The sequence below is a fragment of the Rhodococcus sp. 077-4 genome, assembly GCF_047782425.1.
Lineage (GTDB): Bacteria > Actinomycetota > Actinomycetes > Mycobacteriales > Mycobacteriaceae > Rhodococcoides.
In genome coordinates this window covers 1,254,767-1,274,183 of sequence record NZ_JAJPWC010000001.1, presented here as the reverse complement: position 1 = coordinate 1,274,183, position 19,417 = coordinate 1,254,767, and the positions used below count along the sequence as shown (strand labels likewise).

General features: G+C 65.4%; 20 protein-coding genes. 7 read left to right on the top strand and 13 right to left on the bottom strand.

Annotated elements, in window-relative coordinates; translation table 11 throughout:
- Window positions 1-34 precede the first annotated feature (34 nt).
- From ACNEOT_RS06195 to ACNEOT_RS06185, 3 genes are all read right to left on the bottom strand, one after another.
- Window positions 35-712 carry a TrmH family RNA methyltransferase gene (locus tag ACNEOT_RS06195; protein ID WP_415973000.1) on the bottom strand — a complete coding sequence of 226 codons (678 nt, stop codon included), beginning with the start codon at window positions 710-712 and terminating at the stop codon, window positions 35-37.
- 8 nt (window positions 713-720) lie between these two features.
- The gene (locus tag ACNEOT_RS06190) at window positions 721-1,356 is read right to left on the bottom strand and encodes a DUF6636 domain-containing protein (protein ID WP_415972998.1); all 636 of its coding nucleotides are present in this window, start codon (window positions 1,354-1,356) and stop codon (window positions 721-723) included.
- Between the two features lie 86 nt (window positions 1,357-1,442).
- Window positions 1,443-2,231 carry an SDR family oxidoreductase gene (locus ACNEOT_RS06185; protein WP_415972996.1) on the bottom strand — a complete coding sequence of 263 codons (789 nt, stop codon included), beginning with the start codon at window positions 2,229-2,231 and terminating at the stop codon, window positions 1,443-1,445.
- 90 nt (window positions 2,232-2,321) lie between these two features.
- On the opposite strand from ACNEOT_RS06185, the gene ACNEOT_RS06180 reads away from it, so the two are divergent.
- Window positions 2,322-2,774 carry a DUF3592 domain-containing protein gene (locus ACNEOT_RS06180; protein WP_415972995.1) on the top strand — a complete coding sequence of 151 codons (453 nt, stop codon included), beginning with the start codon at window positions 2,322-2,324 and terminating at the stop codon, window positions 2,772-2,774.
- Here ACNEOT_RS06180 and ACNEOT_RS06175 read toward each other — a convergent pair.
- A complete protein-coding gene (locus ACNEOT_RS06175; protein WP_415972993.1) occupies window positions 2,745-3,380 on the bottom strand; it encodes a lysoplasmalogenase family protein in 636 nt (211 codons plus the stop codon). The two genes, ACNEOT_RS06180 and ACNEOT_RS06175, sit on opposite strands and share 30 nt — an antisense overlap.
- Before the next feature lie 134 nt (window positions 3,381-3,514).
- Here ACNEOT_RS06175 and ACNEOT_RS06170 point away from each other — a divergent pair, with 134 nt between their 5' ends.
- From ACNEOT_RS06170 to ACNEOT_RS06160, 3 genes are all read left to right on the top strand, one after another.
- Entirely contained in the window at window positions 3,515-4,114 is a 600-nt protein-coding gene (locus ACNEOT_RS06170; RefSeq protein ID WP_415972991.1) for a hypothetical protein, read from the top strand.
- A 306-nt stretch (window positions 4,115-4,420) separates the two neighbouring features.
- Window positions 4,421-6,271 carry a hypothetical protein gene (locus ACNEOT_RS06165; protein ID WP_415972990.1) on the top strand — a complete coding sequence of 617 codons (1,851 nt, stop codon included), beginning with the start codon at window positions 4,421-4,423 and terminating at the stop codon, window positions 6,269-6,271.
- Between the two features lie 97 nt (window positions 6,272-6,368).
- Complete coding sequence (locus tag ACNEOT_RS06160) at window positions 6,369-6,866, top strand: class F sortase (RefSeq protein ID WP_415972988.1); 498 nt, start codon at window positions 6,369-6,371, stop codon at window positions 6,864-6,866.
- Between the two features lie 23 nt (window positions 6,867-6,889).
- Here ACNEOT_RS06160 and pyrE read toward each other — a convergent pair whose 3' ends face one another.
- The 5 genes from pyrE to clpB form a co-directional block, all read right to left on the bottom strand.
- Window positions 6,890-7,438: an orotate phosphoribosyltransferase gene (gene pyrE / locus ACNEOT_RS06155; protein ID WP_415972986.1), complete on the bottom strand. Its 549-nt coding sequence runs from the start codon at window positions 7,436-7,438 to the stop codon at window positions 6,890-6,892.
- Between the two features lie 65 nt (window positions 7,439-7,503).
- Complete coding sequence (locus ACNEOT_RS06150; RefSeq protein ID WP_415972984.1) at window positions 7,504-8,088, bottom strand: LemA family protein; 585 nt, start codon at window positions 8,086-8,088, stop codon at window positions 7,504-7,506.
- A 57-nt stretch (window positions 8,089-8,145) separates the two neighbouring features.
- On the bottom strand, window positions 8,146-9,087 hold the full coding sequence (locus ACNEOT_RS06145) for a hypothetical protein (RefSeq protein ID WP_415973672.1): 942 nt from the start codon (window positions 9,085-9,087) through the stop codon (window positions 8,146-8,148).
- Window positions 9,088-9,330: 243 nt separating this feature from the next.
- Window positions 9,331-10,290: a DUF5666 domain-containing protein gene (locus ACNEOT_RS06140; RefSeq protein WP_415972982.1), complete on the bottom strand. Its 960-nt coding sequence runs from the start codon at window positions 10,288-10,290 to the stop codon at window positions 9,331-9,333.
- A gap of 81 nt (window positions 10,291-10,371) precedes the next feature.
- Window positions 10,372-12,918, bottom strand: a complete 2,547-nt coding sequence (gene clpB / locus ACNEOT_RS06135) for an ATP-dependent chaperone ClpB (protein WP_415972980.1) — start codon at window positions 12,916-12,918, stop codon at window positions 10,372-10,374.
- A gap of 230 nt (window positions 12,919-13,148) precedes the next feature.
- Between clpB and ACNEOT_RS06130 the strand changes: the two genes are divergently transcribed.
- The gene (locus ACNEOT_RS06130; RefSeq protein WP_415972978.1) at window positions 13,149-14,312 is read left to right on the top strand and encodes a globin domain-containing protein; all 1,164 of its coding nucleotides are present in this window, start codon (window positions 13,149-13,151) and stop codon (window positions 14,310-14,312) included.
- 22 nt (window positions 14,313-14,334) lie between these two features.
- Here ACNEOT_RS06130 and ACNEOT_RS06125 read toward each other — a convergent pair whose 3' ends face one another.
- Window positions 14,335-15,006, bottom strand: coding sequence for a hypothetical protein (locus ACNEOT_RS06125; protein ID WP_415972976.1), 672 nt, complete (start codon window positions 15,004-15,006; stop codon window positions 14,335-14,337).
- Window positions 15,007-15,298: 292 nt separating this feature from the next.
- Between ACNEOT_RS06125 and ACNEOT_RS06120 the strand changes: the two genes are divergently transcribed.
- Window positions 15,299-15,718: a helix-turn-helix domain-containing protein gene (locus ACNEOT_RS06120; RefSeq protein ID WP_415972975.1), complete on the top strand. Its 420-nt coding sequence runs from the start codon at window positions 15,299-15,301 to the stop codon at window positions 15,716-15,718.
- Here the strand turns inward: ACNEOT_RS06120 and ACNEOT_RS06115 are convergent.
- Both ACNEOT_RS06115 and ACNEOT_RS06110 read right to left on the bottom strand, forming a co-directional pair.
- A complete protein-coding gene (locus ACNEOT_RS06115; RefSeq protein WP_415972973.1) occupies window positions 15,715-16,029 on the bottom strand; it encodes a DUF2277 domain-containing protein in 315 nt (104 codons plus the stop codon). The genes ACNEOT_RS06120 and ACNEOT_RS06115 overlap by 4 nt on opposite strands.
- A gap of 22 nt (window positions 16,030-16,051) precedes the next feature.
- Window positions 16,052-16,621: a TetR/AcrR family transcriptional regulator gene (locus ACNEOT_RS06110; RefSeq protein WP_415972971.1), complete on the bottom strand. Its 570-nt coding sequence runs from the start codon at window positions 16,619-16,621 to the stop codon at window positions 16,052-16,054.
- Between the two features lie 96 nt (window positions 16,622-16,717).
- Here ACNEOT_RS06110 and ACNEOT_RS06105 point away from each other — a divergent pair, with 96 nt between their 5' ends.
- A complete protein-coding gene (locus ACNEOT_RS06105) occupies window positions 16,718-18,115 on the top strand; it encodes a cytochrome P450 (protein WP_415972970.1) in 1,398 nt (465 codons plus the stop codon).
- On the opposite strand, the gene dinB is transcribed toward ACNEOT_RS06105, so the two are convergent.
- Entirely contained in the window at window positions 18,116-19,336 is a 1,221-nt protein-coding gene (gene dinB, locus ACNEOT_RS06100) for a DNA polymerase IV (protein WP_415972968.1), read from the bottom strand.
- Window positions 19,337-19,417 lie beyond the last annotated feature (81 nt).

Below are 19,417 nucleotides of genomic sequence, written 5' to 3'. Positions count from 1 at the left end.
ATTCGTTACATCACGCCCCGGAACGGTGCGCAGCTCACCACGCAGCGTCGAGGTCGGCATGACGACGGATCCACGAGTGCATGGCAATTCCGGCGGCGACACCTGCGTTGATGCTGCGCGTGGACCCGAACTGGGCGATCGATACCGTCATCGACGCCGATTCGCGGGCACTGGCGGTGACGCCCGGTCCTTCCTGACCGAAGAGCAACAGGCACTCTCGCGGCAACTCCGCCGTCTCGATCGGTACCGAACCGGGGGTGTTGTCGACGGCAACGACGACGAGACCCTGCTCCGCGGCGAACGCCATCAATGTCTCCACCGAATCGTGGTGATGGATGTGCTGGTAGCGGTCGGTGACCATGGCACCGCGACGGTTCCACCGACGCCGTCCGACGATGTGCACCGCCTGCGCAGCAAAGGCATTCGCGGTGCGCACCACGGTGCCGATGTTGGCGTCGTTGGTGAAGTTCTCGATGGCGACGTGTAGGCAATGCCGTCGGGTATCGATATCGGCGACGATCGCCTCGCGCCGCCAGTAGCGGTACGCGTCGACAACATTGCGGCGGTCACCGCCGACGAGCAGTTCCGGATCCAACCGGGGATCGTCGGGTGGCGGTTCGGTGTGTGTCTCGGCCCAGGGTCCGACGCCGTTGGGGTTCTCACCCCACTCGGTGGGGCCGACGTCGTCCGAGGGCGGTTCGCTGCCGATCATGTTCTCGCTCAATAGACTTCGTTGCTGTCAGGAGCGATGCGGAATCCGTGGCCGGTCGCGTCGTCGACGCACGAGATGCCGTTAACGGCGGACGTGCAGGTGAATCCGCCGGCGGCAATGGTTGCACCGACCGCGAGCGGCGGGTCGATCGATTCCCCACCCGAGGTGTAGACCACTCCGCCGGAGCACATGAATGCGGCCGGTCCGTCATTGGTCACCCGAATACCGTTGCCCCAGTTGATCATGCAGCTCTCGGGCCGCGGCGGGACCGGAGTGGTCGTGCCCTGGCACCCGGCCTCGGTACGGGTCGACAGTGGCACGATGCCGCATTGGAACAGACCGTCGGGAGACGTGAAGTAGTACGCACCGCCGATGGCCGCGTACGTCGTCTGCGGTTCGGCGATGGGCGGCGGCTCGACCGGAGGCGGGGGCGGCGGAGGCGGCGGCGCTTCCGCCGTGGTCGTCACGGCATCGGGCGTCGTGGTCGCGATCGTCGTCGTCGGCGGGGCAAGTGTGGTGGTCGGCGACGGAGGCTGGGCGGCGGACTCGCCGCTACAACCGCTGAGTACGAGGGCCACACCGGCCCCCGCTACCCACACCTTGCCGATTTGCCTTGTCCTGCTTGACCACAACGTACTCAGCATGAAGAAACCCCGACCCACCTTTCGACACCGATCGCTCGAAAGACCGACGATACCGGCGAAGCGCCGGCATCGTCGGGCAGGGACTTCTAGGTGTGGCTCAGGCGCCGGTTGACCTCGCGAGTGAGCCATGCGGGCGAGAAGCGTGAGCCGAGCGAGAGTGCCTTGGAGGGCAATCCGACCGGGAAATGAACCTTGTGCAACCGACGCTTCACCGGACGCGTCGCCGCGAAGATCGCGTCGGAGACATCTTTCACGGTGAGCTTGACGCCCAGAGAACTCGTGGTTCCCGTCGAAACACCCTGTGTCATGGCCGTCTGGACGAACAGCGGCCACATCGCCTTGACCGCGATGTCGTACTTGCTCCACTCGAGGTCCAACGCCTCGGTGATACCGCGCACCGCGAACTTGGATGCGCCGTACGTCGCCAACTCCGGCTGACCGTAGATGGCGGACGCGGAGCACAGGTTGACGACCTGTGCGCCCGGGGTGTCCTTCAGATAAGGGAATGCGGCGAGCGTGCCGTAGACGACGCCGTTGAAGTTGATGTCGATCTGACGGCGATGCACCGCGAGCGGCATGTCCTCGAAGGCACCCGCCGCGAGGATTCCGGCGTTGTTGATCAGAATGTCGAGTCGACCGTCGCCTTCGGCGGCGAACTCCTTGAACCGGGTTTCCCACTGGTCGGAGTTGGTTACATCCAAGATGCCGGTGATCACCCGACCGCTGAGCGAGGCAGCTTCCTTGCCGAGCGAAGCCAAACCGGTCTCGTCGATGTCGTACGCACCGACGAGGTAGCCGTTGGCTGCGAACTTGAGTGCCGTCGCGCGGCCGATACCGGCTGCAGCGCCTGAGATGAAGACAGTTGGTCGAGTCACATCGAACACCGTACATGTAACCCTACTTACCGGTAACCCCCTATCGTCGAATATCGAAACAGCCGTCCCCGGCGGCTCAGGAGCACCGAAGTGAACAACTCGAGAATCGTGCGGGCCGTCGTCGTCGTGACGATCGTCTACGCCGTTGTGTTGGCGATCTGGATCGGCTGGTTGCGAGACCGCACTCCACCCGGCACCCTCCCCTACCAGCTGGCGGCCCTGGTCGCCGGATTCGGCGCAGCTCTCGGACTGGCCATGATGGTGGCCGGACGACCGACGCGTGAGCAGAAACAACTGATCGAGCACGGCGTCGAAGGCTGGGCGACGGTGGAAGCCCTCCGCCGAATCGACGACGACACCGCCGAGCTGGATCTCGAATTCACGGTCCCCGGCTCGGGCAGCTACTTCGGCAAGATCGTCTACGAGATTCCCAGCTCCGACACCTCGCGGTTCGAGCCGGGCACGGTCATCGCCGTCCGCGTCGACCCCGCCCATCGCGAGCGGGTACTACTCCTACCCCGACGCCAGGGCCTCGACGAGTAGGACTTGCGCCGCTACGTAGGTCGAGAGGATCACTGCCTCCGCAGCGCGGCGATGACCCTCCTCGGTCAGGAACAGTCGCCTCGACACGATCAGCGCATCGGAGACGGTGAACAGGACGCCGCCGATCACCAGCCGCCTGTCGCCGCCGCGCGAGGGGGATCGAGCGGAGAGCGTCGAGGTGGTGGCCAGGATCGCCCCGTACAAGGACAGGGTCGACGCCACCGCGGGCTGCCGCCGGGCAAGCAGCGCCGTCGCGGCCGCCCAACCGGCGTACCGCGGAATCGCGTCGACCACCGCCGGACGGGCACCCCCACGCAGCAGCAGATACGTATAACTGCCCTGCATCACCGCGAACGCACGCGCGCCCCATTCCAGGGCCGAATCGTCGTCGGGATCGATCAGCAGGATGTCGCCCACCGTTGCCGCCGCGAGACCCGCCAGGAGCACTCGATCTCGCGCCGGGTTCAGCCCGGTCGCCAGCGCCGGGACGATCAACGGTTTGGCCATCCGTTGCAACGCGGCCGAGCCCGTCGACGCCGCGAGGACCGTCACTGCACCTGCGACCAGCGCTCCCGCGCGAGCCCACCGAACCCGACCGACGTTCACAACCTGACCTCCACCATGAAATCTCGTCACAGTGGAAGTCACATGTGACGCTGGCCCCTATCGCTTGATACTCCCAGGCCCCGTCGTCATCGTGGAAAGGTCGGTCGGATCATTACGAAGCAGTGGGGACCATCATGCGCCGCAAACTCACCGGGCAGGACCGTTCAGGACGCGTCGACTTCGCCGACCGGCCCAACCCGCTGATCCGCGATTGCGACGTACGTCAGGCCCGCGTCAAGACCTGGGTGACCGCACTGCTCGTTCTCATGATTCCGGTGTCCCTCTGGATCGGTGTCGACTCCCACGCCGAGAACGAACAGCGCCTCGAGGACCAGAGAACTTCCATCCACCAGGTCACCGCGACCACCACGGCCGTCGCGGACACTGCACCCGTCGCGTCGACCGAATTCGGTTCGTCCGGTGCCCCAGCGGTCACCGCCGTCGACTCCCGCTGGGTCTATCGGGGCGTCGAACACACCGGACGCGTCAGCGTCGACACCGGATCTCCGGTCGGTACCACCGCGCAGATCTGGGTCGACGCCAGCGGAAAACAGAGTCTGCGGCCACTGACCTCCTCGGACGTCGCCGCAGCGGCCATCTTCGACACCATCGGTAGCTGGGTGCTCGTCGCGACCGTTCTCATCGGCTTCTACTTCGCGATGCGGTTCCGCTACGACGGTCGACGAGACGACGAGTGGGATCGCGATATCGCCGATCTGCTGAGCCGGCACTGACACGAACCTGTTTGTCCCGGTCGGCGACCGAATCACGTTCGTCCAACAGGGTTTTCACGGCGGTCGAGACGATGACGTCTCGACCGCCGTTTCATGTCGAGAATCCCACTCGTCACATACGTCCCATCCGTAACACTTTCATAACCAAACCACGAGTAAAGCGCTTTTCGGTTCCCGAGACCGGCCGGTTGGTTTACGGTCGCTGCATCACGGTTGTTCGTGTGACTCACCAACAACACCCGTTCCGCGTGGGAGGGCGGGTGCGCGCAGCTCGATGCTGCCACTGACCGAAGGGCCACAATCTCTATGTCGCACAAGTCGATCGCCAGGTCCAAGAAGGCGCGCCTCGCCGCTGCCGGGGCCGCAATGGCTCTGTCTCTTTCCATCGCCGCACCCGGAATCGCCAGCGCTCAGGAGCCCACGACACCGGAGAGCTCCGCTGTCGAGGAACCTGCAACCGGCGAGGGAACCGAACCCGGAACGTCCACCGGCGAGGCAGGCGTCACCGTCGATGGATCCGGTACCGCAACCGCCGAGGGCGGCGCGGAGCTGCAGTTGCCCGCCGCGGTGATTCCCGCCCCGGGAACAGGCGACGCGGCCGCTGCCGCGGCCGTCCCGGCTCCCGCAGCTCCCTCGATCATTCCTCCTCTCCCCCAGGTCACCGGTGGGGTCGTCTTCAACGAAGACGGCACCGCGACGGTCAACCTCGACGTCATCCCACAGTTGTCCGACGCCGCGAAGAAGGCCATCGCCGACGCCGAAGCAGCCAGCAAAGAGGCAGCTGCAGCGTCCGCAGCGGCCCAGGTGCGGCTCGATACCGCCAAGGCCGCCGAGGCCGCCGCGAGCACCGACGCCACCAAGGCAGAGGTTGCCGCGGCCGAGGCAGACGTCAAGGCGAAAGCGGCAGTGACTGCTGCCACCACCGCCAAGGTCCAGAGCGAAGCTGCCAGTGCCGCCGTCACCGCGGCCAAGAACGACGCTGCCGAGCTCAAGACCAAGGCCGACGAGACCAAGGCTGCATCGGACAAAGCTGCAGCCGATGCCAAGACTGCCGAAGAGTTGGCCGTCAAGCTGGAGGCAGAAGCCGTCTCGGGCGACCCCGTCGCCACCGAAAAGGCCGAGGCAGCCCGCGCCGATGCAGATGCCAAGGCCGAACTTGCCGCCAGCGCCAAGGTCGAGGCCGATGCGTCGACCAAGGCAGTAGAGGACTCGGTCCAAGCACTGCAGGACTCGTTCAAGAACTTCAACCTCGCGAAGGTGCTCGCTGCCACCAGGGCCGCAGCAGCAACCGCAGCGAAGTCGCTCGCTCTGCACGTGGAAGCTCAGACGGCTGCCGCACTGGCCGCAGTGGCCGAGCAGAACGCCAAGAACCTCGAAGCCGCAGCCGAAGCCGCCACAGGTGAGGAAACCGCATCCGAGAAGGCGGCGGCCGATGCCAGGACTGCAGCGGACGCAGCCAAGGTCGAAGCAGACACCAAGGCAAAGGCTGCTGCGGATGCCCAAGCTGCACTCGACGCCGCCCCGTCCGACGCGGACGTCGCAGAGTTGCAGGTCAAAGCCGACGCGGCCGCAGCCGCACTGGTGACGGCAAATGCGGCAGTCGAGACGGCAAACGCCGACTTGCAGACCAAGACCGATGCAGCCGCTGCAGCCAAGACCAAGGCCACAGAAGCCGCGGCCGGCCTGAAGATCGCTCAGGACGCCGCGACGGCTGCCAAGTCCGAGGCCGACGCCAAGGCGAAGGTCGAGACCGATCTCAAAGCGGCAGCAGCCGCACTTGCCGCCAGCGGACCCAAGTTCACGTGGACCATCAACCTCGGCGACGTCGTCAAGAAGGACGTCCCGGTCACCGAGGTCGACGACACCACCGTCGTCGTCGACAAGACCGGAGTCTCACTGGTCGGTGTGAAGAACGAGGACGGATCGTTCACCGTCGCGGATTACTTCACCACCGACGAGAACGGTGTCGTCACCGTTGCCGGCGATCTGCCGCCGGTCGATCTGGCCCTCGGTGACTCCTCGAACGAGGCGTCGGGCGGATCGGACAGCTCGTCCAACACCCCAGTGATTCTCGCCGGAGTCGGCGTGGTCGTCGTCGCAGCTGCAGGTGGAGCGTTCTACCTGCGTCGCCGCAGTTCCACCGATGCCACCTCGTAGTATTCGCTGGCTCCGGACGGCGATCCTGACCTTCGTTCTACTCGTATCAGGCTGTGCGAGTGACGAAGTCGGGATCGCCGCACCCGATCGTTCGCCGGTGCAGTCGCAGATCTCGGGGGCTGCACCGGCGGGCGACGTCGCACCGTCCCAACCCGAGTACATCGAACTGCGATCCTCGGACGGGTCGACCTATCTGAGCAGTCCCATCCATCCCGAACCGCTCTACCGCGGCGGGGAGAGCGGACAGGTGCTCAACCCCGTCGACGAACTGCCCGCCTGGTGGGCCGAGAGCGGCATGCCGGGGACCGACACCGAGCAAACGGTTGTCGTTGCCGGACACAACTATTCGAAGCGTGACGCCCCGTTCAAGGCATTGCGCGTGGTGACGCCGGGCGACACCGTCGTGTTGCGCACAGCCAGCGGGACTCTGCAGTACGCGGTCGAATCGGTGGGGCCCCTACCGAAGGGATCCCTGCTGGCGGACAACGAGCTCCGACGCTCGGTGGCGGGCCGATTGATCCTCGCCAACTGCGACGTCCAAGGCGGCGAACCCACGGACGACAATTTCGTCGTCGTCGCGCAATTGGTTCGCTGACAAGCTCTTTCGTGGCCGGGGGATTACAGGCCGAGGTCTGCCAAGCCCAGCAGGGATCGATATTCCAGACCCTCTGCGGCGATGACCTCGTCCGCCCCGGTCGCCCGGTCGACCACGGTGGCCACTCCGACGACCGTGGCGCCCGCGTCACGCAGAGCCTGCACGGCAGTGAGCGGCGAATTACCGGTCGTCGTCGTATCCTCCACCACCAGAACATGTTTGCCGACGATGTCCGGCCCCTCGATCTGACGCTGCATGCCGTGTGTCTTCGCGGCCTTACGCACCACGAACGCATCGATCGGACGTCCCTCGGCATGCATGATCGCCATCGCCACCGGATCTGCACCCATGGTCAGACCGCCGACCGACACGAAATCCCAATCGGCAACCAGATCACGCATCAGAGATCCGATCAGCGCTCCCGCCCGATGATGCAGAGTCGCGCGACGCAGATCCACGTAGTAGTCGGCTTCCTTGCCGGAGGACAACGTGACCTTCCCGTGTACGACGGCAAGCTCTTTCACCAAATCGGCCAGTTCCTGCCGATCCGAATTCGCGGCGCTCTGGGCCATGTTCGGATTCCTCTCGTCGCACCACCGATCGTCGATGGGTCGGTACGAACTTACCCACCGCCCCGTCAGCGTGCTCCTGCCGCCTCCACTGCCGACCGCTGCTCGTCGAGCAGTTCCTTCGTCTCCACGAACGGTTCCGGTGCGGTCAGCGAGCGAGACTTGGCGACGAGCGAGGACGGGAAGGTGCCGACAGCCTGCGACAGGCGGTACGCGTTGTCGTTGTACACGCGCACCGCGCCTGCGATGCGACGCTCGGTGACGTTCAATTCCCCTGCCGGGCCCTGGAATGCCCAATCGCCCACTGCGGTCCGACGCGCCTCGGCCTCGGCGAGAACGGCGTGAAACGCGGCGGACAGCGCGTTCTCGGCGGCGGCCTGCGCCTGTAGCCCCAGACCGCGATCGCGCACGGCCCTGGACCACGAACGTGCGCCGCCGAGCTGACGCAGCAGCTCGTTGGACAGCCCGGTGGCCTCCGCTGCCGTCAGAAACCGGCCCAGCTGCTCGTGCCGTCGCTCGAGCTCGACGTCGACCAACCGCAGACTCTGCTCCGTCTGCACGCTGAACCGGTCGAGCCGACGCACCACGCTCACGACGTAGCCGACCACGACGAGTACCAGCACGAAGACCGCAACACTCCAGAAAACCGTCACGAGGTACGAATTTATCGGTGCCGGACCACCGACGGCGTTAGGCACGCCCGAAAACGATCAGGGTTGATTGCGTCGACGATCGGCATCGAACGGAATCGGACGCGACGCAGGCGGACGCGGTACCGATCGAACCGGGTTTGCCGATCGCGTGCTCTGCGGACCGGCCTGATCGGGCCTCGGCGGACGCGGCCGTCGAGGCACCTCCTGCGGACGAGAATCCACAGGACGGGGCTCGGGGCTCCTCGGCTCGACACTGCGCGGCTCGGGGGGACGAGGATCGGCGCTACGAGGCGGGACGGCGCGCGGGGGCTGAATACGCGGTTCCTGAACCAACGGCCTACCTGGGTCGCTTCGATCCCGGCCGGCATCGCCTGGGCGCGCGCCGTAGACCGCGCTTCCGCGAACCGGAGGCAGAACGTGAAGCATCCCGGACAATCGCGCGACAGCATCGATGGCGGCATCCCAATCGCGACCGGAACTGTTCAGCGGCAGCGATCCGAGCGTCCAGTCCTTCTCGCTCCACAGCAGCTGAAGATTTTCCGGGATGGACTCGGTGAACGCGGCCATCCGCTGGTCGCAGACGCGGCGAGCGATATCGACGTCGGTGGCGAACACCACGCGCGGGCCGATGGAGCCGAGCAAATCCATGTCCTCGTCGCGCGGCGGTGGCGTCGACCTGGGCCGCAGATCGATATCGACGTCGGAACCGACCGAGCGCTGCACGGCAACGATGGTGCCCGTCTCCTCGACGTCGAAGAGGACGAACTCCTCACCGCGTCGAACACCGGTCACCACGCCGAGAGCCACGTCGAATTCGGGCTTGGACAGCGCCGCGCGCGAGAACCGAGTGACCAGTTCCCGATCGTGGGGTCGATACTCGTACCCCTGCGCCTTGGCCCACATCTGCCGCAGTCGCCCGGACTGATCTCGCTTGGACCTGTCGATGTAGAGCAGCGCCACTGCACCCATCAGTGCAATCGCCGCCAGACCGAACCACATTGCCGTCATCGCGAACCACCTTAATCGACATCGACACCATCGACTCCCACCACCGCCAGGTCCTGTGAACGGTCCCTACGACGGCCGGGGTCGGCCGGCCAGGTGATCGATACCTCGAACCTACTGACCTGAGCGTCCACTATTTCCCTGGAACGACGGAATCCCGCTCCTCGATCCGAATTGTGGACACCGACAGCACCTGGCCCGAGCCGGCCAGGCCCACGCGAACCACCCCCGCGCTACTCAGCCACCGAGATTCGGCGTCTCGATGATGACGTTCGCGCGAATCGTCCCGTCCTGAACGGCCTCGCCCTGCACCACGACTCCCGCACCTACGGTCAAGGAGGCGAGATCGCTGCCGCTCAGCGAGATGATCTGCGTCTGCGGAGTGGTCTGCACCGTCACGGGCGCACCGTCGAGTCCGTTGACCGTCAGCGTCGAGCCGTCGTTGGCAGTGATCGTCCCCACCGTCGATCCGAGCTGACCGAGAATCTCGGGGATTCCTCCCGGAATGAGCTCCGGGGTGGTGGACGTGCCCGATTCGGTGGGCCGCGGGGTCGACGGGGCAGCACTCGACGTGGGGGCACTCGTCGTGGACGGTCGAATCGACGTCGACGGGCCGGTTGCCGTGGTGCTGGGCTCGTCCGATCCCCCGCTCAGGAAGGAAATTCCGAACACCACGACGATCGCAAGGACAGCGAGCCCGATCAGCGCCAGAAGCCACGGGCGGGGCCCCTTGCTTCCGGAATCGGCGGCATTCGGTTCCTCGGGGGGCGGCGGAGCGCCGTACTGCGGGGGCTGCCCGAATTGCTGCGTGTGGCCGAACTGCTGGGTGTGGCCGTATTGCTGGGTGTCGTAGCCCGGTGCCTGGCCGTACTGCGGTTGGCCGTATTGCGGTTGGCCGTATTGCTCGGTCTGGCCGTAGGCCTGGTTCGCTGCCGCCTGCTGATCGGGGTCGTACGGCGGAAATGCCTGTGTGGGCTGATAGCCCGGCGGATAGGCCTGCGGGTCCGGGTTCTGATAAGCCGGATTCTGATAGGCCGGATTCTGCTGGGCCTGGGTTGGATAGGCCTCGGTCGGATTCGCACCGCCGGGGTACTGCTGGGAGCCGGGATAACTCTGGGTCGGCTCGGATGAGTCCGGCTGGGGTGCCGCGTCCTGATCGCGCTCTCGAGGTGACCGCGGGTCGTCCGGATTCGTCATTCCACGAGGGTACCTACAGGTGACAGGCGAATCAGGCCCGCACGAGCAGTACTCGTGCGGGCCTGATTCGGAACTCCGCAACTAGCCCAGGATCAGGCGTTCACCGTCCGGGGTGACGTTGACCGACACCACATCGCCGTCGTGGACGTCCCCCGCGAGCAGCAGCTTCGCCAGTTGATCACCGATCGCCTGCTGGATCAGTCGCCGCAACGGCCGCGCACCGTAGAGCGGGTCGTAGCCGCGCACCGCGAGCCACATCTTCGCCGGCGAGGACACGTTCAGCGTCAGGCGTCGAGTAGCGAGACGCTTGGCGAGGAAGCCGAGCTGGATGTCGACGATCGACTCGAGCTGATCCTCGGACAACGCGTCGAACACCACGACGTCGTCGAGGCGGTTGACGAACTCGGGCTTGAACGAACGCCGCACCGCGTCCATCACCTGCTCCTTGGTGCCGCCGGCACCGAGGTTGGAGGTGAGGATCAGGATCGTGTTGCGGAAATCGACCGTCCGTCCCTGGCCGTCGGTGAGCCGACCTTCGTCGAGCACTGCGAGCAGGATGTCGAACACGTCGGGGTGCGCTTTCTCCACCTCGTCGAAGAGCACCACCGTGTACGGACGCCTGCGCACCGCCTCGGTCAACTGCCCACCGGCCTCGTAGCCGACGTAGCCCGGAGGTGCACCGACGAGCCTGGCGACAGCGTGCTTCTCGCTGTACTCGCTCATGTCGATGCGCACCATCGCGCGTTCGTCGTCGAAGAGGAACTCCGCCAACGCTTTTGCCAGCTCGGTCTTGCCGACACCGGTGGGTCCGAGGAACAGGAACGAGCCCGTCGGACGGTTTGGGTCGGCCACCCCGGCGCGGGAGCGTCGGACGGCGTCGGACACCGCTTGTACTGCGTCCTTCTGCCCGACGACTCGCTTACCCAGTTCGTCTTCCATGCGGAGCAGTTTGGCGGTTTCGCCCTCGAGCATTCGGCCCGCGGGAATTCCGGTCCAGGCTGCAACGACGTCGGCGACGTCGTCCGGGCCCACCTCTTCCTTGAGCATCACGTCGCCCTGGGCGGGTGAGGCCTCCGTCTTGGCGGCGAGCTCCTTTTCCAGAGTCGGGATGCGTCCGTAGCGAAGCTCTGCGGCCTTGCCCAGATCGCCGTCGCGTTCGGCGCGGTCGGACTCACCGCGCAGGTTCTCGAGCTCCTCCTTCAGTACCCGCACCGAGTCGATGGCGTTCTTCTCGTTCTGCCAGCGCGTGCTCAGTCCGGCCAGCTTCTCCTGTAGATCGGCCAGTTCCTGGCGAAGCTTGTCGAGCCGGGCCTTCGACGCGTCGTCGGTCTCCTTCGCCAGGGCCATCTCCTCGATCTCGAGGCGACGCACGGCGCGTTCGACCTCGTCGATCTCGACGGGGCGCGAGTCGATCTCCATACGCAGACGCGATGCAGCCTCGTCGACGAGGTCGATCGCCTTGTCGGGCAGGAACCGGGCCGTGATGTACCGGTCACTCAGGGTTGCCGCGGCGACCAGAGCAGAGTCCGTGATCCGGACGCCGTGGTGCACCTCGTAGCGTTCCTTGAGTCCGCGCAGGATGCCGACGGTGTCCTCGACCGACGGCTCACCGACGTAGACCTGCTGGAAGCGGCGTTCGAGGGCGGCGTCCTTCTCGATGTACTTGCGGTACTCCTCGAGAGTCGTCGCACCGACGAGTCGCAGTTCGCCGCGGGCGAGCATCGGCTTGATCATGTTGCCCGCGTCCATCGCCGATTCACCGGTTGCACCTGCTCCGACAATCGTGTGCAGCTCGTCGATGAACGTGATGACCTGGCCCGCGGAGTTCTTGATGTCGTCGAGTACGGCCTTGAGCCGCTCCTCGAATTCACCACGGAACTTCGCGCCCGCGACCATCGAACCGAGGTCGAGGGAGACGACGGTCTTCCCCCGCAGGCTCTCGGGAACATCGCCAGCGATGACGCGCTGCGCAAGCCCTTCGACGATGGCCGTCTTGCCGACGCCGGGTTCGCCGATGAGCACCGGGTTGTTCTTGGTGCGTCGCGACAGAACCTGCACGACGCGCCTGATCTCGGTGTCGCGGCCGATGACGGGATCGAGCTTGCCCTCTCGGGCCAGCGCGGTCAGGTCGGTGCTGTACTTCTCCAACGCCTGGTAGGTGTTCTCGGGATCTGCGCTGGTGACCCGGGCGCTGCCACGAACGGCCTGGAAGGCGTCGCGCAGCTCGTTGGGTCCGGCTCCGTGGCCGCTCAACAGCTTGGCGACGTCGTCGCTTCCTGTCGCCAGGCCCACCATGATGTGTTCGGTGGAGACGAACTCGTCGTCAAGTTCGGTGGCCAGGTGCTGTGCTGTTGTGATCGCGGCGAGGGTTTCACGGCCGAGTTGCGGAGTGGTGGTCGAGCCGGATGCCGAGGGCAGGCGGTCGACCAGGTTCTGCGCTTCTCGACGCACCGTTGCTGGGTCGACGCCGACGGCCTTCAGCAAGGGTGTGGCGATGCCGTCGGTCTGATCGAGCAACGCCACCAACAAATGTGCCGGACGGATATCCGGGTTGCCGGCCGCGGATGCGGCCTGCAGAGCAGACGACAGTGCTGCCTGCGACTTCGTGGTGGGAGTGAAACTGTCCACCGGTCACCTTCTTTCTCGGATCGGTTCTTGCTTGTCGCTGGGTACAACCATAGACAAGTTGAGTCTGTTCCGCTCAACCCTGATTTCGTCGTGCGCGTTTTGCGTAGCCAGAAGTACGCAAAACGCGCACGGGGGCGAAGCCCCACGTGCGCGATACCCTCGATCGGTCTACTTTGGTGACGGTCGACAGCAGTGAACGGTGGGGGCAATCGGTGGGCGGAGGTGGATCGATGCTCGACGCACGCACGATCTCCCTGGTTCGCACCGGATTCAAGTCTGTCGTGGCCGCCGAATTCGGTCCGGCACGGCTGTCCAGGTCTTTCTACGCCCACCTCTTCGCCGAGTATCCGGACTTCCGCGCCCTGTTCCCCGCGTCGATGGACGCGTTGCGCGAGCACTTCGTCCTGGCACTCGGCTACGTCTTCGAGCATCTCGACGACACCGACCGCGTCGAGCCGTTCCTCGAGCAACTCGGCCGGGACCACCGCAAGCACGGAATCTCGGGCGCACACTTCCGCGCAGGTAGCTCGGCTTTGATCAGCGCGTTCCGGGCCTTCGCCGGTAACGAGGTGTGGACCGACGAGGTCGAGAAGGCCTGGACCGACGCTCTCACGGTGGTCAGCGATGCAATGGCCACCGCAGCGGACAACGACGAACTACCGCCGTTCTGGAGCGCCACCGTCGTCGAACATCAGCGGGTTCTCGACGATCTCGCGGTGGTGCGACTCAAGACCGACGGCGAGATCCCGTACTTTCCCGGGCAGTACGTCAGCGTGCAGATTCCGCAGCGACCCAAGCTGTGGCGATATCTGTCCCCGGCCATCCCGAGCAACCCATACGGGGAGATCGAGTTCCATGTTCGACGCGTCTCCGGGGGCTGGGTGTCGCCGGCGATGGTGACCGAGACCGCGGTCGGTGATCGCTGGTCCATCAGTCCGCCGCTGGGCGGAATGCATGTCGATCGCGCAATTCGCGAGGACGTGCTGATGATCGCTGGAGGCACCGGATTGGCCCCACTGCGGGCACAGGTCATGGAGATGGCGCAGCGCAGCAACAATCCGCGAGTGCATCTGTTCGTCAGCGGGACGTATCCCTGCGACCTCTACGATTTGGACACCCTCTGGCAGTTGTCGCTGTCGAACCCGTGGCTCACGGTCGTTCCGGTGACCGAGGAACTCGAGAACCCGTGGTGGTATTCCGGTCAGCCGCGCGAGCTTCCGTGGGGCATGCACCACCGTCTGCACGGTGCGGTGGGCAAGGTGGTGACCCGATTCGGCTCATGGGCCGATCGACAGATTCAGATCTGCGGGTCGCCGTCGATGGTTCGCACGACGGTCTACGCCCTCCGCAAGGTGGGGACGCCATTGGAGCACATTCAGCACGATCCGTTCTGAATCACTCTGCGCTGCAGGGCAATCAGGTGGACAGCGATTTCGGTGGCATGTCTTCGACGACCCCGCCGGTCACCAGTCGCGGAGTCCAGGTCTCGGTGATGAGCCGGCCGTCTCCGGTGATGATCGCGTCGGGGTCGGGATCGACCAGGATGGGATATGCAGTGTCTGCGGTTGCGCGAATGTTCTGTACCAGGAGGCCGTTCTCGATGGTGTAGTGCACGCGAACCGAATGCAGATCGGCGTCGAAAGCCCATGGGCGGCCGATGAACACCACTGCATCGCCGCGTTCGTCGAGTACCGATACAGAACCGTCACGTTCGAGCCGCAGGCTCCACCGGGGCGGCATCGACGTTGCGAATTCGAACCGGTGCGGTGCCCGCGCGTCGAGCAGGTGGATCATCAGCAGCGCACCGTCTCGGGGATCACGTTGCGGGACAACGACTTCGTACGAACCACATTCGTAGAACCTGGACCCGAACGGTCCGGGGATGCCCGCGCCCAGATCGCCCGCGATGGCGAGTTCGAGCCGAACGATGCCGGAGCCGTTCTCGGCCCGCAGGGTGATGCCCTCGGAGGGGTGCGGCATGGGCGTTTCGTCGCGCGGCGCATAGGACAGCACAGCGCGGAGCAGCGGCTCGACCACCTCCGCGTCACCGTCTCGTGAATCGAACGTTCGTCGTCGACGATCGGTCATCTCCACCCCCTTCGCCTGGCAATACAGTCTGCCACCGGGGCTCGAATCACGCGTCCGAATCTGCGGAAAACCATTCGTTCGAACCAACCGCCGAGGTGTCGCCCTGTGCGCACCCGCCCTGCGCGTCCGACGCCTGCATGAAACCGATCAGTACGATTTTCGGATGAGTTTCTGCAGGTCAGCCATGGTTCGTCGGAGCCTCAGCAGCGGCTAGTATGAGCCGGTTCGGTCCGGGGCGGGCCGATCTGCCCGGGTGGGCAGCGGCTGTATCAGGAAGGCACACACATCCCCGATGTCCGCTGATTTCGCCGCACGTCTGAATCATCTGTTCTCCACGATCCACCCGCCCGGACGCAAGCCACACACCAACGCCGAGGTCGCCGACGCCCTCGCCCTGCGCGGGCACCAGATCTCCAAGCCGTACATCTCGCAACTGCGATCGGGGCAGCGGGCCAATCCATCCGCGGACACCGTGACGGCACTGGCGGCGTTCTTCAAGGTCAAGCCCGACTACTTCTTCGACAACATCTACGCATCCAAGGTCGATCACGACCTCGATCTGCTCACTCAGCTGCAGGGCTACGGCCTACGCCGCCTCTCTGCCAGAGCATTCGATCTGTCCGAGGAATCGCAGAACCTGCTCAGCTCGATGGCCGAGAAGTTGCGCGTGAGCGAGGGCCTCCCCGCAGTGCCGCCGGACAGCACTCTCTAGGACCCCGCTTTCGCCGCCACCTTGGGTCGTTCCGCAGGCTCCACTCCCGCCGCCGCTATTCTCGCCTGAACTTCAGGACGTCTCAGCGGCGGCACCGTCGGCGGTGGCTGGCGCCGCTCCGGTAGCGCGTCGAGGAGCCGATGCGTCGTGGCTGTCACCTCGGCGACGGCCAGCTCGAACGCGTCACGGGTGGCGTCGGACGTCTTCTGGACGCCACTGATCTTGCGGACGTACTGACGCGCGGCCGCTTCGATCTCCTCGTCGGTTGCGTGTGGTTCCAACCCGCGCAGGGTGGTGATGTTTCGGCACATACGTCGACGATAACCCCGCAGCTCACACCTCGAGAAGGCCTGCCACAGCGCGAAGACACAGTTCACGGACCTGCTCGCGGTCCAGGGTTCTGCGTTCGACCCAGTCCAGACACACCGCACGCACGAAGGCCACCCAGCCTCGCAGCGCAGTGCGCACCATCTCGTCGTCGTGCAATCTCGCGGGCAGGGCGGCCAGGATCCGCTCCTGCTGGATCTCGAACTCTCGCGTCAGAATGTCGTCGATTCGGTGGTCCCCGAGCAACGATCCGCGGTTGACCGCCCGTATGCCGTGCGCATGCTCGTCGGTGTAGGCGATGTAGGCGTCGAGTCCGGCGGCGATCTGTTCGAGGACCGGCAGCGAGGTGTCCGGCGCGGTGAGGTCGAGGTTGCGCTCGGATTCGACGCGCACGATCTCGACGAAGAATTCTCGCTTCGAAGGAAAGTAGTGATACATGAGCCCGCGCGAGACGCCGGCGAGATCGGCAACCTCCTCGATCCACACGTCCTCGTATGGCCGCTCGGCGAACAGTGCAGATCCGATGTCGATCAACTGCGCACGCCGTTGTGCTGGGGTCATCCGCTTACGGGTCATGGGCCTCGAATGCTACTTGACACGAGTTCAACAGTGAGTACGGTCACTATTTGACACCGATTCAACAAGAGCCGGTCTCGAGACGATGGAGTGGCGATGTCTACAGAGTTCGCGGTACGAGACGGCGTGCTACCCCATCCCCCGTACCGAGTCCCCGTGCTCGGCGACATCTTCGGCGTCGACCCGCGCACCCCTGTCCAGGACTCGACTGCCATGGCCGGCCGACTCGGCCCGATGTTCGAGCGAAACGTCCTCGGCCGACGCTTCGTGTTCGCCGCGGGTGCCGACGTCGTGGGCGAACTGTGCGACGAGAAGCGATTCGAGAAGTTCCTGCCCCCCGGCGTCGAGAATCTGCGCGACATCGGTGCCGACGGGCTGTTCACCGCCTACAACCACGAGCCGAATTGGCAACGCGCACACGATCTGTTGCGCCCGGCGTTCACTGCCGGTGCCATGCGCGGCTACCACGACATCATGGTCGATGTCGCCGACGATCTGATCGAGCACTGGGAGGGCCGCGCCCGCACCGGTGCCACGACCGACGTGTCCTCGGACATGACGAAGCTGACGCTCGAGACCATCGGCCGCACCGGATTCAGTTACAGTTTCGGCTCGTTCGAGCGAGCCGAGCCGCACCCCTTCGTCTCCGCCATGGTCGGCGCACTGACGTACAACCAACGGCGGGCGTTGTTGAAAATTCCCGCGTTCGCCAAGCCCTTCTTCGCCCGATCGGACCGCGAGTACGCGCACAACAAGCAGTACCTGGCCGACGTCCTCGCAGATGTGGTCCGCACCCGACGCCGATCCACCGAAGAGTTCACCGACCTGCTGCAGATCATGATGGACGCGGCCCGCGAGGCCGACAATCCGAATGCGTTGAGCGAGGCCAACATCGGATACCAGATCCTGACGTTCTTGATCGCCGGGCACGAAACCACCTCCGGCGCACTGTCGTTCGCGCTCTACTACCTCTCGACGCATCCGGAGGTGTTCGAGCGGGCCCGCGCCGAGGTCGACGAAGTCTGGGGCGCAGGCAAGCCCGAGTTCGGCCAGGTCCCCAAACTGCGGTACGTCCGCCGAGTCCTGGACGAATCACTACGCCTGTGGCCGACGGTTCCCGCGTTCGGACGTGGAGCACGCGCGCAGACAGTCGTCGGCGACGGTTACCGCATGGCGGCCGGGGACTGGGCGATCGTGCTGGTGACAGCACTGCACCGGGATCCGGTATGGGGTGAACGCCCCGACGAGTTCGACCCCGACAACTTTCTGCCCGCGCGCATCAAGTCCCGCCCCGCTCACGTCTACAAACCTTTCGGGACCGGCGAACGTGCCTGCATCGGGAGACAATTCGCCATTCACGAGGCAGTACTGGTACTCGGCACAATTCTGCAGCGCTTCGATCTGCAGGCCGACCCGTCGTACCGGCTGAAAGTCACCGAACGCCTGACGATGATGCCCGACGGCTTCGAGGTACGACCGACGATTCGACGATAGTCAGTCCGGCAACAGCGGTACCGACATTCCCGGATCACGTCCGAGCAGTACCCCGCGGGTCAGTGAGGTCGATCCGAACTTCTTGTGCACCCCGTCGAGCGCCCGGTCGAGAGCCGACGCCTCCGGCGGCGTGCGCACCGACGGTGCGTCGAACTGCAGCTCGAGTTGCTCGGCTCCGCCCTTGTCGATGCTCGAGACGGTGACACCGACGAGGGTGATGCCCTTCTCCGCGATCAGCGGGGCCGCGTCGTGCAGCAGTTCGAGTGCGGCGTCGAGGATGTCTCGGGTGTCGGCGGTCGCACGATCGAGTGTCTGCGACCGCGTGGCACGGGTGAAATCGGCAAAACGCAAGCGCAGCATGACTGTTCGACCCGTTCGCTGCGCGCCTCGCATCCGGTGCGTCACTCGATCGACGAGGCCGATCAACGATGCCTCCACCTCTGACGCGTCGTGCCTACCGCGACCGAGAGCTCGCTGCGCGCCGATGGAACTGCGCGACTTTCCGGGTTGGACGCGTCGTGGGTCCCGGCCCATGGACAGCGCGTACAGATGGGCACCCGCACCCTTGCCCAACACCGAGGCCAACGACCGCTCGCCGTAGGCCGCGATGTCGCCTACCGTCCTGATGTCGAGGACGTGTAGCTTCTCGGCGGTCACTTTGCCTACGCCCCAGAGCCTTTCGATGTTCAACGGATGCAGGAACTCGAGTTCGCCGCCGGGCGGAACGAGAAGCAGACCGTCGGGCTTGGCGAAAGCGCTCGCCACCTTGGCCAGGAACTTGGTGGTGGCGATCCCGACGGTGATGGGCAGCCCCACCTGCTCGGCGACGTCGCGTCGCAGTTGCTCCCCGATCTCCGAGGCGCTGCCCGCGATCTTGCGGAGTCCGCCGACATCGAGAAACGCCTCGTCGATGGAAATCCCCTCCACCAGCGGCGTGGTGTCGTGAAAGACGTCGAACACGTCCTTGCTCGCCTGCGAGTACGCCTCCATACGCGGCGGAACCACGATGGCCTGTGGGCACACCGAGCGGGCCTGGCCGCCGCTCATCGCCGTGCGTACTCCGAATGCCTTGGCCTCGTAGCTGGCGGCGAGCACCACTCCGCCGCCGACGATGACCGGCTTACCCCGCAGCCGAGGGTCGTCGCGCTGTTCCACCGAGGCATAGAAGGAGTCGAGGTCGGCGTGCATGATGCTCGCCGCATTTCGGTTGTTCGACTCCACGAATCTATGCTCGCACGTGCTACCGACACTCCCTCGATGCACAACCCGAGCAATCAGGGTGGACGAAGTGACCCAGATCAC

Bases quoted from the DNA above. Each gene is read 5' to 3' on its own strand.
- ACNEOT_RS06195 (WP_415973000.1), bottom strand. From the start codon at position 712: ATGATCGGCAGCGAACCGCCCTCGGACGACGTCGGCCCCACCGAGTGG.
- ACNEOT_RS06190 (WP_415972998.1), bottom strand. From the start codon at position 1,356: ATGCTGAGTACGTTGTGGTCAAGCAGGACAAGGCAAATCGGCAAGGTG.
- ACNEOT_RS06170 (WP_415972991.1), top strand. From the start codon at position 3,515: ATGCGCCGCAAACTCACCGGGCAGGACCGTTCAGGACGCGTCGACTTC.
- ACNEOT_RS06165 (WP_415972990.1), top strand. From the start codon at position 4,421: ATGTCGCACAAGTCGATCGCCAGGTCCAAGAAGGCGCGCCTCGCCGCT.
- pyrE (WP_415972986.1), bottom strand. From the start codon at position 7,438: ATGGCCCAGAGCGCCGCGAATTCGGATCGGCAGGAACTGGCCGATTTG.
- ACNEOT_RS06145 (WP_415973672.1), bottom strand. From the start codon at position 9,087: ATGTGGTTCGGTCTGGCGGCGATTGCACTGATGGGTGCAGTGGCGCTG.
- ACNEOT_RS06140 (WP_415972982.1), bottom strand. From the start codon at position 10,290: ATGACGAATCCGGACGACCCGCGGTCACCTCGAGAGCGCGATCAGGAC.
- ACNEOT_RS06130 (WP_415972978.1), top strand. From the start codon at position 13,149: ATGCTCGACGCACGCACGATCTCCCTGGTTCGCACCGGATTCAAGTCT.
- ACNEOT_RS06125 (WP_415972976.1), bottom strand. From the start codon at position 15,006: ATGACCGATCGTCGACGACGAACGTTCGATTCACGAGACGGTGACGCG.
- ACNEOT_RS06120 (WP_415972975.1), top strand. From the start codon at position 15,299: ATGTCCGCTGATTTCGCCGCACGTCTGAATCATCTGTTCTCCACGATC.
- ACNEOT_RS06115 (WP_415972973.1), bottom strand. From the start codon at position 16,029: ATGTGCCGAAACATCACCACCCTGCGCGGGTTGGAACCACACGCAACC.
- ACNEOT_RS06110 (WP_415972971.1), bottom strand. From the start codon at position 16,621: ATGACCCGTAAGCGGATGACCCCAGCACAACGGCGTGCGCAGTTGATC.
- ACNEOT_RS06105 (WP_415972970.1), top strand. From the start codon at position 16,718: ATGTCTACAGAGTTCGCGGTACGAGACGGCGTGCTACCCCATCCCCCG.